This is a genomic window from Streptomyces sp. NPDC018031 (assembly GCF_044327625.1).
GTDB lineage: Bacteria > Actinomycetota > Actinomycetes > Streptomycetales > Streptomycetaceae > Streptomyces.
Window position 1 is genome coordinate 1 of record NZ_JBIRFT010000023.1, and the last position, 13,139, is coordinate 13,139.

Sequence of the window (13,139 nt, forward strand, 5' to 3'; positions counted from 1 at the left end):
CTCGCCGGCAAGGTCCGCCAGGTCTTCCAAGCCGCCGCCCGCCCCGTCAACCGCGCCATCGACAAACTCGTCGACCTCATCGCCAAACAAGGCAAGAAACTCTGGGCCAAGCTGAAGGGGAAGGACCGGGACCGGCCCGCAAAGCCCGGTGCGTCCGACCCCCGGAAGCCGGTCCGCCGGAGACCGGACGGCAAACCGCCGCACACCAAGGGGAAGCCTGGTACGGGGAAGAGGCCGGAGCCCACCGACCGGAGCGACCCCCCGGAGGCGAAGTCCCCGAAGCAGAAGGAGGAACTGGCAGCCGCCGCGGCCCGCGACGGGTTTCAGCAGATCAAGGGTGTTTCCCTCGACCAGGTGAAGCCGACCCTCGACCAGGTGCTGACCAAGTGGCGGCCCAAGGGAGTCAAAAGACTGTTCCTCGCCCCGAACGGCAGTGGTTCCTACCGCGTCCGGGCCGAGGTCAACCCGGCGAAGGCCAGCCCAGCCATCTCCTGGCAGGCCCCGCAGACGGCCGACGACGTGGTGAAGCTGCTGAAGTTCCGGCACGCGCGCGCCGGGAACGACACCTGGGCCAGAGGGTGCTTCTCCATCACCGGAATCCGCGGGACTTCGGTGGGACCGTCGAAGAACAGCCCGTACGCGGCGATGCGGAAGGAGTCGGAGGTCGCCGCGAACGCTCACGCGGAAGAGGCGGTGACGGCCCGGTTCAAGGTCGACTGGGACCCGCTCAAGTCGCAGATCGCGAACCTCCAGGCCGATCAGGTGAGGAACGACCGGCGGCCGTACACCCGGCTGATGGTCGACCTCGACATAGAGGTGGGAGTCAGCTGCTGCCTGAACTGCGCCGACTACGTCGCGGGGTTCGTCAGGGAGCTTGAGGCGGACGGCTGTCAGGTCAACGCGAAGATGCGCTTCGGCGGCCTGTACTGGGGTGGACAGCACAAGAAGCCGACGGTGGTTCCCGAGTCACTGGTGACGCGGCACGAGCAGCTCTTCAAGACCTTCATGGGCGAAGGGTTCATGGATCCCGGCAACAACCGGATGAGCCCGGCGAGCCCCGGCCGGTACTGGGGCAGGGCCTCCGAGACCCAGTCGAAGATGATCGAGGAGAAGTGGTACAACGTCACCCGCAACAAGGATCAGGGCAAGGTGGCTCTCGGCATCCTGCGTAATGCCGGAATATCGGTACGCGTCCTGGACGAGGGGCGGGTGGACGACGACCTCTCGGACGAGCAGAAGCTCGAACTGCAGACGGCCAACAAGTGGATCAAGAAGGCCATTGACGAGGTGAACGCAAAGCTGGGCGGCGCCTGACAGCCATCCCTGACCAGGAAGATTGGCGTGTGCATCCATGGCATTGGAACGTGAACGGTTGATCTCGGTCTTCGCTCAGTGGGGACTCGAGGTCACGCGCCCGGACGCCCCGGCCACCGAAGGGCTCGTCGCGGACCGCACGGCAAGAGAGGTGTTCACCGAGATCGGCATCCCCGAACGCATCGGCGGCCACATCACCCTGCATGACTTCAGCGACGGTCCGGCGACGGTGGCCGACCTTCTGGGGAACTCCGACGGCTCCATGCGGACCGTCAGTGATTACATCTACCTGGGCAGTGGCGACGGCATCCTGCTGCTGAACGGCACAACTGGAGAGGTCTTCTCCTGGAAGGACCGGTCGCTGTCGAGGATCAGCACCGCCCTGGACTCCTTCGTGGAGTTCCTCGTGCTGATCCAGGAACAGCTGAATCTCGCGGAGCGGCAGGGGTGGCCGGAGTCCGGTGAGGAGGTCCGCACCGCTTCCGAGCACCTCATGTCGGCCTTCCGCGGGATCGACGGCGCGGCGATGGCAGAGGCGAGCGGGTACTGGCGCCGCTTCGTCCGCGAGTCGTTCGCCTCAATGGGGTTCGACTGAGCCGACCCCGGACACCGCTCGCCAACCGTCGGCGGGTGCGGTGGAGGACGGCGCGGAGTAGGTTCGGAAGGTGGAAGAGCGGGCGGCAGGACAGCGCCGGGAACAGGCGTCCGCGCGGCGACACTGAACCCGGCCCCATCGGGACCATCCGTCTGGCGCCGCCGCTCGCACACCGGCACTCACGGGAGATGCTTCCCGATGTTGCGTACAGGTGATGAACCGGTGCACGCCCGCAGTGCGCTGCGGGCCCGGTGTGCGCTGGCCGCGTTCGGGCTGGTCACGGCGGCCGCCGGGGCCGTGCTCTTCGCGTTGGTCGACCGCACCGGCTGGGCGGTCGCGTGCGGCGTGGTGGCGTTGACGGCCGCGGTCGACCTCGCCGTGGTGATCCGGCACATCCGGCAGGGGCCGCACTACCAGCCGGGGCGCGACGTTCCGCCGTACCACCCGGTCGGGGGCCGGGATTCAGGCCGCCCGCCGGACGAGGGCCCGCAGGACTGGCCGGGCGGCGGGGTCTGAGGACGGGGCGTCCCGCGCCACCTGGGAACGCGGGAGGGGGCCGGACGGCCCCTCCCGGGCCCTTCCTGCAAGGCCAGGCGATCCCCGTCCGGCCCCCTCAAGGCAGGCCCCGCCCGGCCCGCTCGTGGCCAGCGATCCTGCTGGGTCCGCTCAGGACCACGCGATCCCCGCCTCGACCCCTCCCAGGCATGGTGTTCCCGCCGGGGGCATCTCAGGATCAGGCGCCCCCACCTCGGTCCCTTCCCGGCCGGACGTTCGACACGGGGCCTTCAAAGGCCAGGCGAACCCTCCCGGCCCCTCAGGACCATGCGATCCCCGCCGGGGACCCTCAGGGGTCGGGCCATCCTGCCCGGCCCGGCCCAGGGCCCGGCCCAGGGCCCGGCGATCGTGTCTGGACCGCTCGGGGCCGGGCGGGGCGGCCGTCCGCTCGGCGGCGTCCGGTGGCGTTCAGGAACTCTCGCCGAACTTCGCCGCCGCCACGAAGTCGGGGCGCGGTTCCAGGGCCGCCGCGAGGCGGAAGTGGCGGGTGGCCTCGGCGGGCCGGTTGGCGCGCTCCAGGGTGCGGGCGAGGGCGAAGTGGGCGAACGCGTTGTCGGGTTCGCGCTCCAGGACGAACTGGAACTCCGCCTCGGCGGAGTGCAGTTGCGCGGCGAGGAAGTAGGCACGCGCCCGCAGCAGCCGGGCCGCGGTGTGCTCGGGATGAGCGGTGATGACCGAGTCGAGCAGCTTCACCGCACCACGCGGGTCGCGGGCGCTGAGCAGCTGCTCGGCGGCGCGGTAGTCGATCACATGGGTCTCGGGCGTGGGCTCGGGCACAACCGGTTCCTTCCCGTGGGAGCTCGCGGCTGACGGGCCACCGTCAGCGCTCGGTATGAGCAGCACAACCAGCGGCCCGGCCGGCGCATTCCCCCGGGGTGTCAGTCGCGGTTGGCGCGCTCCCGTTCCACCAGCTCCGCCCATACCGTGGCGACCCGCGGTTCCAGCGCTTCGAGGGGGCCGTCGTTGTCGATCACCAGGTCGGCGACGGACAGCCGCTGCTCGCGGGTGGCCTGGGCCGCCATCCGGGCCCTGGCCTCCTCCTCGGCCATGCCCCGCAGCCGTACCAGCCGGTCGAGCTGGGTCTCCGGCGCGGCGTCGACCACGATCACCAGGTCGTACAGGGGGGCGAGCCCGTTCTCGGTGAGCAGCGGGACGTCGTTGACGACGATGGCGTCGGGTCCGGCCGCGGCGGCCAGTTCGGCGGACCGGTCCCGCACCAGCGGGTGGACGATGCCGTTGAGGACCCGCAGCCGCTCGGGGTCCGCGAAGACGATCGCGCCCAGCTTGGGGCGGTCGAGAGCGCCTTGGTCGGTGAGGATCTCCGGTCCGAACGCTTCGACGACGGCGGCCAGACCGGGAGTGCCCGGCTCGACCACCTCGCGGGCGATCCGGTCGGAGTCGATCAGCACCGCACCGTACGAGGACAGCAGTCGCGACACCTCGCTCTTGCCGGCGCCGATCCCGCCCGTCAGTCCTACCGAGAGCATGGCCGCCCCTTCACTCGCTCCCGCCACCGCGCAGGTGTCCGCCGGCGCCTGGAGGTGGCACCGGTCGGCGCCACGCTACCCGACGGTAGTGCCGCTCGGTCCGCCCGGGATCCGCCCGGTCCGCCCGTCGGACCGCAGGTGTGTCCGGCGGGCGCCGGTGCCCCGCCGTCCGGTGCGGTGGGTCCCGGTGTGCCGGTCCCGGCGGCTCCGGGGTGCCGGTCCCGGCGGCCTGGCCACGGCGGAGCCGGTACCGCGGGGCCGCCGGTCCGGCCGTCAGCCGCCGGTGCCGCCCTCCCGCTCGGCCAGGAAGCGCTCGAACTCCGCCCCCAGTTCGTCCGCCGAGGGCAGCTCCACCGGTTCGGCGACCAGGTTGCCGCGGGTCTCCGCCCCGGCGACCGCGTCGTACTGGTGCTCCAGTCCGCGGACCAGGGCGACCAGTTCCTCGTCCCCGTCGGAGATCTGCCGCTCGATCTCCTCCTGGGTCTTCAGCGCCTCGTTCCGCAGCGCGTGCGCTGCGGCCGGCAGCACCAGCCCGGTGGCCGCGGTGACCGCTTCCAGGGCGGTGAGCGCGGCGTCCGGGTAGGGCGAGCGGGAAACGTAGTGCGGGACGTGGGCGGCGACGCCCAGTACGTCGTGGCCGGCCTGGGAGAGCCGGTACTCGATCAGCGACTCGGCGCTGCCGGGCACCTGGGCCTCGGAGAAGAACCCGCGGTGGCCGGGCATCAGGTCGGTGCGGTTGCCGTGCGGGGTGAGGCCGACGGGGCGGGTGTGCGGCACGCCCATGGGGATGCCGTGGAAGTTCACCGAGAGCCGCACTCCGAGGCGCTCGATGATCTGCCGTACGGCCACCGCGAACCGCTCCCACTCCACGTCCGGCTCGGGGCCGGTGAGCAGCAGGAACGGGGCGCTGGTGGCGTCCCGGATGAGGTACAGCTCGATCGCCGGGGTGTCGTAGCCGGTCCAGCTGTCGCGCTCGAAGGTGAGCAGCGGGCGCCGGGCGCGGTAGTCGACCAGCCGGTCGTGGTCGAAGCGGGCGACGACCTGGTGCGGCAGGCCGTCGAGCAGCCGGGTGACGATCTGCTCGCCGGTCTCGCCCGCGTCGATGTAGCCGTCGAAGTGGTAGAGCAGCACCAGCCCGGCCGAGTCCCGGGAGATTATGGCGTCGACCGTCGCGAGCCCGCTCGGGTCCCATGCGTACAAATCCTGCGGATCCAACACCGTGACGCTCCTCCTCTAGTCCGAGAGCAAGAACGTTTACCGGCGGTGCGGGCATTCCCCTCCGGGGGCGGGAGGCGCATTCTTTGCTGTCCCTTGCCTCCGTGTCCGGGCCGTCACCCTCCGGCGGGAGCGTCGCCGACCGGGGCGCGGGGGCATGCGTGAGGCCCGCTCCCCCGGAGGGGAGCGGGCCTCATGTCAGCTGCTCAGCCGGTGACCGAGCGGGTCAGAGCGTCAGCTCTGGCCGCCGGCCAGCTTCTCGCGGAGCGCGGCGAGGGCCTCGTCCGACGCCAGGGCGCCGGAGCTGTCCGCCGACTCCGAGGAGTACGAGCCACCGGAAGCCTGGCCGCCACCCTGCGGGGCAGCGGCGCCGGCCTCGGCCGCCGCCTGCTCGTCGGCCTCGCGGGACTTGATGACCTGCGCCTGGTGCTGCTCGAAGCGCTGCTGCGCCTCGGCGTACTGGCGCTCCCACTCCTCGCGCTGCTTCTCGTAGCCCGGCAGCCAGTCGTTGGCCTCCGGGTCGAAGCCCTCGGGGTAGATGTAGTTGCCCTGGTCGTCGTAGGACGCGGCCATGCCGTACAGGGTCGGGTCGAACTCGACCGCGGACGGGTCGGCACCGAAGGACTCGTTGGCCTGCTTCAGCGAGAGGCTGATGCGACGACGCTCGAGGTCGATGTCGATGACCTTGACGAAGATCTCGTCGTTGACCTGGACGACCTGCTCCGGGATCTCCACGTGGCGCTCGGCCAGCTCGGAGATGTGGACCAGGCCCTCGATGCCCTCGTCGACGCGGACGAACGCACCGAACGGAACGAGCTTGGTGACCTTACCCGGGACGACCTGACCGATCTGGTGGGTCCGGGCGAACTGCTGCCACGGGTCTTCCTGGGTCGCCTTGAGCGACAGGGAGACGCGCTCGCGGTCCATGTCGACGTCGAGGACCTCGACCGTGACCTCCTGGCCGACCTCGACGACCTCGGACGGGTGGTCGATGTGCTTCCAGGACAGCTCGGAAACGTGCACCAGACCGTCGACGCCACCCAGGTCCACGAAGGCACCGAAGTTGACGATGGAGGAGACGACGCCGGAGCGCACCTGACCCTTCTGGAGGGTGGTGAGGAAGGTCTGGCGGACCTCGCTCTGGGTCTGCTCCAGCCAGGCGCGGCGGGACAGGACCACGTTGTTGCGGTTCTTGTCGAGCTCGATGATCTTCGCCTCGAGCTCCTTGCCCACGTAGGGCTGCAGGTCGCGGACGCGGCGCATCTCGACGAGGGACGCCGGCAGGAAGCCACGGAGGCCGATGTCGAGGATGAGACCACCCTTGACGACCTCGATGACGGTGCCGGTGACGATGCCGTCCTCGTCCTTGATCTTCTCGATGGTGCCCCAGGCACGCTCGTACTGGGCGCGCTTCTTCGAGAGGATCAGACGGCCTTCCTTGTCCTCCTTCTGGAGGACCAGGGCCTCGATCTCGTCACCGACGGAGACGACCTCGTTGGGGTCGACGTCGTGCTTGATCGAAAGCTCTCGGGAAGGGATGACGCCTTCGGTCTTGTAACCGATGTCGAGCAGGACCTCGTCCCGGTCGACCTTCACGATGACGCCGTCGACGATGTCGCCGTCGTTGAAGTACTTGATCGTCTCGTCGATCGCGGCGAGGAAGGCTTCCTCGGAACCGATGTCGTTGACCGCCACCTGCGGGGTGGTGCGGGTTGCCTCGGTGCTGCTCGTCATGTGGGAAAGGGCTCCGGTACGGACATTGAGTCGTAGGTACTGCTACGCCGAGAGCCCGTATCGCACTGCAGAAGCCGGCCAGCTTGGAGGCGATCCTTCCGACCCCCGGAAATCCGGGAGAATCGAACGGCGCCTCGACAACCGAGGGGACTACGACAAGTGCGAGCGCGGCCTGCTCCGTCTGAGGCGCGCAGGCTCGCAACGCAACTTGTAGCATACGGGGGCAGCCGGGCAGGGTCAATGCGCGAAGAGCCGCACACGAGACTTTCATCCCAATCCCGGCATTGCCTGCCGGTGCTGCGACGCGGATCACACCGTGTCCGCGGCCAGATGTCGACCAGAGAGTACGACGACACGCCCGATGATCCAAGATGACGAACGCCATGGACCGGCCGAGCCCACCGCGACCCGGCGTGGCACGAGCGACACGGAGAGCAGCAGCGCCAGCCGGGGCTGGTGGGACCGGAACGCGGACGAGTACCAGATGGAGCACGGCGGCTTCCTCGGCGACGACCGCTTCGTCTGGGGCCCCGAGGGGCTCGACGAGGCCGACGCCGCGCTGCTCGGCCCCGCGGCGGCCCTGAAGGACCGGGCCGTGCTGGAGATCGGGGCGGGCGCGGCCCAGTGCTCGCGCTGGCTGGCCGCCCAGGGCGCCCGGCCGGTCGCGCTGGACCTCTCCCACCGGCAGCTCCAGCACGCGCTGCGCATCGGCTCGGGATTCCCGCTGGTGGAGGCCGACGCCGGGGCCCTGCCCTTCGCCGACGGCTCCTTCGACCTGGCCTGCTCCGCGTACGGCGCCCTGCCCTTCGTCGCCGACCCGGTGCGGGTGATGCGCGAGGTGCACCGGGTGCTGCGGCCCGGCGGGCGGTGGGTCTTCTCGGTGACGCACCCGCTGCGCTGGGCGTTCCCGGACGAGCCGGGCCCCGAGGGGCTGAGCGTCGCCGCGTCCTACTTCGACCGCACGCCGTACGTGGAGCAGGACGAGGAGGGCCGGGCCGTCTACGTCGAGCACCACCGGACGCTCGGCGACCGGGTGCGGGACGTGGTGGCCGCCGGGTTCCGGCTGACCGATCTGGTCGAGCCTGAGTGGCCGGACTGGAACGACCAGGAGTGGGGCGGCTGGTCCCCGCTGCGCGGCAACCTCATCCCCGGTACGGCGATCTTCGTCTGTACCCGCGACTGACCGCCGTACCCGCGACCGACGCCGTACCCGACAGCGACGCGTACCCGCGACCGACCGCGCGGCCCGCGCCGCCCGGGCCCGGGGCTCGGGCCGCGCCCGGCCGCACCGGCCCCGGCGGACCGGTGCCCCCCCCGGTCCGCGGGCCCGCCCGGCGGGCCCGCGGACGCTGCGAGGATGTCCCGGTGACGATCCGGACCGACGCCCTGGCCCAGCTCCCCGTCCGCAGCGCCGTACCCGCGCTGGTGCGGGCCCTGGACGACCACGGGGCCGCCGTGCTGTGCGCCCCGCCCGGCACCGGCAAGACGACCCTGGTACCGCTGGCGCTCAGCGGACTGCTCGACGGCGCCGGAGCCGCCCGGCGGGTGCTCGTCGCCGAGCCGCGCAGGATCGCGGCCCGCGCGGCGGCCCGGCGCATGGCGTGGCTGCTGGGCGAACCGGTCGGCGACGGGCCGGGCGGCGGCCGGGTCGGGTTCACGGTCCGCGGGGAGCGGCGGGCCGGGCCCGGCACCGTCGTGGAGGTGGTGACCACCGGTGTGCTGCTGCAGCGGCTGCAGCGCGACCCGGAGCTGGCCGGGGTGGACACGGTGATCCTCGACGAGTGCCACGAGCGCCATCTCGACGCCGACACCGCCGCCGCGTTCCTGCTGGACGTACGGGCCGCGCTCCGCCCCGAGCTGCGCCTGGTGGCCGCGTCCGCGACCACGGACGCGGCCGGCTGGGCACGCCTGCTGGGCGCCGGCGGCGCCGGGGCGGCGCCGGTGGTACGGGCGGACGGCGTGTCGCACCCGGTGGAGGTGGTGTGGGCGCCGCCCGCCGGACCGGTCCGCCCGCCGCACGGGATGCGGGTCGATCCGGCGCTGCTCGCCCACGTCGCCTCAGTGGTGCGGCGGGCGCTCGCCGAGCGCACCGGCGACGTGCTGTGCTTCCTGCCCGGCGTGGGCGAGATCGCCCGGGTGGCGGGGCAGCTGACCGGCTGCGGCGCCGAGGTCCTCCAGGTGCACGGGCGGGCGCCGGCGGAGGTGCAGGACGCGGTGCTGGCCGGCGCGGACGGCCGCGCCCGTCGGGTGGTGCTCGCGACATCGGTGGCCGAGTCCAGCCTGACCGTCCCCGGGGTACGGGTCGTGGTGGACTGCGGGCTGGCCCGGGAGCCCCGGGTGGACCACGCCCGCGGACTCAGTGCCCTGACCACCGTGCGGGCGTCGCAGGCGTCCGCACGGCAGCGCGCGGGACGCGCCGGCCGGGAGGCGCCCGGCACGGTCTACCGCTGCTGGAGCGAGGCCGACGACACCCGGCTGCCACGCTGGCCGTCACCGGAGATCGCGGTCGCCGACCTGACGGCGTTCGCCCTGCAGGCGGCCTGCTGGGGCGACCCGGACGCGTCCGGCCTGGCGCTGCTCGATCCGCCGCCGGGCGGCGCGCTGGCCGCCGGGCGCGAGGTGCTGACGGCGATCGGCGCCGTGGACGCGCGCGGCGCGGCGACCGGGCGGGGCAGGCGGATGGCCCGCCTGGGCCTGCACCCCCGGCTCGCGCGGGCGCTGGTCGACGGCGCGGCACGGGTCGGCGCGCGCCGGGCGGCGGAGGTGGTGGCCCTGCTCAGCGAGGAGCCGCCGCGCGGGTACGGGGACGACCTGGTGGCGGCCTGGCGGACGGCCCGCTCCGGCGGCGACGGGTACTCCGCCCGCTGGCGGCAGGAAGCCCGGCGGCTGGAACGGGCCCTGCCGGCGGACGCCGGGGCCGGCACGGCGGAGGACGGTGACCGGCCGGGTGCGACGGCGGGGGCCTCGGGAGGCGGCCGGGGCCTCGGGGACGACGCCGCGGCCGGGCTCGTCGTCGCGCTGGCGTTCCCCGAGCGGGTGGCCCGCGGGCGGACGGAACGGGCGTACCTGATGGCCTCGGGGACCGGCGCCGAACTCGCCGAGGGCTCCGCGCTGCGCGGCGCGCCCTGGCTGGCGGTGGCCGTCGCGGACCGGCCGGTGACCGCCGCCTCCGCGCGGGTGCGGCTGGCGGCCGTGACCGACGAGGACACCGCCCGTGTCGCGGCCGCCGCGCTGGCTGTCTCCGGTGCCGAGGTGGGCTGGGCCGACGGCGACGTGGTGGCCCGCGAGGCCGAGCGGCTGGGCGCCATCGAACTGAGGGTGCGGCCGCTCGCGGCGCCGGACCCCGCCCTGCTGCGGGAGGCCCTGCTGGAGGGGCTGCGCCGGGAGGGCCCGGCACTGCTGCGCTGGACGGCGGACGCCAGGCGGCTGCGGGAGCGCATGGCCTTCCTCCACCGGGTGCTGGACGAGCCCTGGCCCGAGGTGTCCGACGCGGCGCTGGTCGCCCGTGCGCAGGACTGGCTGGAGCCGGAGCTCTCGGCCGCCCGGCGGCGCGCCGATCTGGCGCGGATCGACGCCGGCAGGGCGCTGGGGCGGCTGCTGCCCTGGGCGACCGGGGACGCCGCACGGCTGGACGAGCTGGCGCCGGAGCGCCTGGAGGTGCCCAGCGGCTCCCGGGTGCGGGTGGACTACACCGCGGACCAGCCCGTCCTGGCGGTGAAGTTGCAGGAGATGTTCGGGCTGGCGCGGACCCCGCGGCTGGCGGGCGTGCCGGTACTGGTGCACCTGCTCTCGCCCGCCGGACGGCCGGTGGCGGTCACCGCCGACCTCGCCTCGTTCTGGGCCGGCGGCTACCGGTCGGTGCGGGCGGAGCTGCGGGGCCGCTATCCCAAGCACCCCTGGCCCGAGGACCCGGTCACGGCGGAGCCCACCCGCCGTACCAACGCCCGCCGGTAGCCCGGCCGGCCACGGGAGCCATCCGGCCGCGGGCTCGGACACGTCGTGCCGGGCGCTCCGCGAGCCGGCGCGGCGGCCCGCCGAGGGCTCCGCGCGGGTGCCGCGGGCCGGGCGGCGGCACCGGCTCAGGCGCCTCGCGGGCCGGGCGCCCGTCGCGGCCGTCCCGGCGCCGGGGCACCAGCGGAGTCTCCTCGCCCCGGGTCTCCGTGGCACCTGCCGCCGATGGTGCGTCACACCGCGGCCGCGGCGGCCGGGAAGAACGGAACAGGGCGCAGCAGGACGCAGAAGAACGGAGAAGAACGCAGCAAGACGGAGCAGGGCGTGGGAGGGCGAGGCGAAGAGGGGCGGGGAGAAGGAGAGCACCGCCTCGCGCCCGGTCGGCGCGGGGCGGTGCCCGGCGGTTTCCGTCGGCGAGGCCGCCTGGGCGGCCTCGCCGTGCGCTCAGCCGGTGACCTCGGTGACCAGCAGTTCCACGATCAGGACCGCGCCGTCGGGGGTGGCGAGGCGGAGCCGGAAACTGCCCGTCTGGTCGTCGGCGAAGATCTGCGGCAGGGTCAGCCGGCCCTGCGCGTCCGTCTTCAGACCTTCCAGGGCCCGTACCGCACGGCCTTCGGCGTCCTTGAAGTACGGCCCGGTCTCACTCTGGACCGGGTTCACCGCATCCGCAGTGATCATGGTCGCGGTGACCGGGACCCCGGCCGCCGGCCGGCCCTGGTGCGCCGCCTCGATCTGGACCTGCCCGGTGAACGCGCCACCGGCGGGCGCCTGCAGGGCCGTCAGGTCGGTCCGCTCCAGGCTGTCGGCCTGCGGCACCGGCGGGGCGGTGACGGTGGACGCGAAGTCGACGGCGGCGACCTCACGACCGGCGGCGGTGGCCCGCACGGTGAACGCGCCGGTCCGCTCCCCCGCCTGCAGCCGGGGCGCGGTGGCGACGCCGTCCTTGCCGGTCACCGCGGTGACCCGGCGGGCGCCGTCGGCGAAGTGCGCGTCGGTCTCGCCGCGGATCTCGTACTGCACCAGCACGCCGGCGACCGGCTTGCCGGCCGCGGTCCGGGCGCGCACCCGGGGCGAGAGCGCGAACTCCTGGCCCGCCTCGGCGGTCAGCGCCTTCTCACCGACCACGGCCAGGGCGGTCACCTCGGCGGGGGTCGCCGGGGGCTCGCCGGGCTCGGGCTTCGGCTTGCCTTCCCCGTCGCCCGGCGGCTTGGGCGTGCCACCGCCCGGCTTGTCGCCGTCGCCCTTCCCGCCGTCGCCCTTGCCGCCGTCGCCGTTGCCCTTGTTCTGGTCCTCGTTCTTGTCCTTGTTCCTGTCCTTGTTCTTGTCGCCGCTGCCCTTGTTCTTGTCCGAAGAGCCCGCGGAGTCGCCGCCTCCGGGCAGCGCGCCGGTGCCGTCGGGCACCTCGTGCGTCCCCGTGCGGTAGTACTCGAACCAGGACAGGACCGTCCGCAGGTACTCCCGGGAGTGGTTGTAGCCCAGGATCGCGCGGTCCAGATCGCCCTTGTCGGACAGGTCGCGGCCGCCCGCGCACAGGTAGCTGCCGGCGGCCAGCGCCGCGTCGTAGATGTTGTTGGGGTCCTTCTCCCCGTCACCGTTGCCGTCCCGGCCCCAGCCGGCCCAGGTGGAGGGGATGAACTGCATGGGGCCCACGGCACGGTCGTGCGTGGTGTCCCCGTCGTAGGCGCCGCCGTCGGTGTCGGTGATGCGGGCGAAGCCGTTGCCGTTGAGCTGCGGGCCGAGGATCGGCGAGTGGGTGGTACCGCGCGCGTCGACGGCACCGCCCCGCGCCTGGCCCGACTCCACCTTGCCGATCGCGGCCAGCAGCTGCCAGGGCAGGTTGCAGCCCGGGTTGGACTCCCGGAGCGTGGTCTCCGCCCGCCGGTACGCGGCCAGCACCGTCGCCGGTATGCCCCGCTCGGCCGGACCGGTGCCGATCAGCGGGCCGTTGCCGCCCGGACCGTCTCCCCGGCCGTCGGGCAGGTCCGCGGAGGCCTCCGGCTCACCGGGCCTGACCAGCGGCGGCAGCTCGGTGTGGAACGACGAGCCGCCGTCGATGGGCGTACCGGACGGTGACGCCGGAGCCTTCCCGCTTGCCGTATCCCGCTCCGGTGTACCGGTGAAGCCGGGAGCCTGCGAGGCGGTGAGCGCCGCCATCGCGACCGCCGCCACCGCCGTAGTGGCGGCCCGCTTACCGAGCCGCCGACCGTAGTGCGCTGCCATGTTGTCTTCCCCTCCCGTCGGGCGCCGTGCGCTCCCCCCGCAACAACGCTCGTGACCCTACGACAACT

At 73.4% G+C, this 13,139-nt stretch carries 10 protein-coding genes; 5 read left to right on the forward strand and 5 right to left on the reverse strand.

Annotation, left to right across the window (positions count from 1 at the left end; translation table 11 throughout):
* The 3 genes from ACH4B3_RS31090 to ACH4B3_RS31100 form a co-directional block, all read left to right on the forward strand.
* A partial coding sequence (locus tag ACH4B3_RS31090; protein WP_398468549.1) for a hypothetical protein occupies nucleotides 1-1,314 on the forward strand: 1,314 nt, incomplete at its 5' end.
* 37 nt (nucleotides 1,315-1,351) lie between these two features.
* Nucleotides 1,352-1,909 carry an SUKH-4 family immunity protein gene (locus ACH4B3_RS31095; protein WP_398468551.1) on the forward strand — a complete coding sequence of 186 codons (558 nt, stop codon included), beginning with the start codon at nucleotides 1,352-1,354 and terminating at the stop codon, nucleotides 1,907-1,909.
* 222 nt (nucleotides 1,910-2,131) lie between these two features.
* Nucleotides 2,132-2,425, forward strand: coding sequence for a DUF6343 family protein (locus ACH4B3_RS31100; RefSeq protein WP_398468553.1), 294 nt, complete (start codon nucleotides 2,132-2,134; stop codon nucleotides 2,423-2,425).
* A gap of 447 nt (nucleotides 2,426-2,872) precedes the next feature.
* Here ACH4B3_RS31100 and ACH4B3_RS31105 read toward each other — a convergent pair whose 3' ends face one another.
* From ACH4B3_RS31105 to rpsA, 4 genes are all read right to left on the reverse strand, one after another.
* Complete coding sequence (locus ACH4B3_RS31105) at nucleotides 2,873-3,241, reverse strand: tetratricopeptide repeat protein (protein WP_398468555.1); 369 nt, start codon at nucleotides 3,239-3,241, stop codon at nucleotides 2,873-2,875.
* A 101-nt stretch (nucleotides 3,242-3,342) separates the two neighbouring features.
* Nucleotides 3,343-3,951 carry a dephospho-CoA kinase gene (coaE, locus tag ACH4B3_RS31110; RefSeq protein ID WP_398468557.1) on the reverse strand — a complete coding sequence of 203 codons (609 nt, stop codon included), beginning with the start codon at nucleotides 3,949-3,951 and terminating at the stop codon, nucleotides 3,343-3,345.
* A gap of 273 nt (nucleotides 3,952-4,224) precedes the next feature.
* Nucleotides 4,225-5,169 carry a PAC2 family protein gene (locus tag ACH4B3_RS31115; RefSeq protein ID WP_398468559.1) on the reverse strand — a complete coding sequence of 315 codons (945 nt, stop codon included), beginning with the start codon at nucleotides 5,167-5,169 and terminating at the stop codon, nucleotides 4,225-4,227.
* 231 nt (nucleotides 5,170-5,400) lie between these two features.
* Nucleotides 5,401-6,900, reverse strand: coding sequence for a 30S ribosomal protein S1 (gene rpsA / locus ACH4B3_RS31120; RefSeq protein WP_398468561.1), 1,500 nt, complete (start codon nucleotides 6,898-6,900; stop codon nucleotides 5,401-5,403).
* Nucleotides 6,901-7,261: 361 nt separating this feature from the next.
* Between rpsA and ACH4B3_RS31125 the strand changes: the two genes are divergently transcribed.
* Nucleotides 7,262-8,083 carry a class I SAM-dependent methyltransferase gene (locus tag ACH4B3_RS31125; protein WP_398468563.1) on the forward strand — a complete coding sequence of 274 codons (822 nt, stop codon included), beginning with the start codon at nucleotides 7,262-7,264 and terminating at the stop codon, nucleotides 8,081-8,083.
* A 182-nt stretch (nucleotides 8,084-8,265) separates the two neighbouring features.
* Entirely contained in the window at nucleotides 8,266-10,854 is a 2,589-nt protein-coding gene (hrpB, locus tag ACH4B3_RS31130; RefSeq protein WP_398468565.1) for an ATP-dependent helicase HrpB, read from the forward strand.
* A 441-nt stretch (nucleotides 10,855-11,295) separates the two neighbouring features.
* On the opposite strand, the gene ACH4B3_RS31135 is transcribed toward hrpB, so the two are convergent.
* Nucleotides 11,296-13,071 carry a lytic transglycosylase domain-containing protein gene (locus ACH4B3_RS31135; protein ID WP_398468567.1) on the reverse strand — a complete coding sequence of 592 codons (1,776 nt, stop codon included), beginning with the start codon at nucleotides 13,069-13,071 and terminating at the stop codon, nucleotides 11,296-11,298.
* Nucleotides 13,072-13,139: the final 68 nt, after the last annotated feature.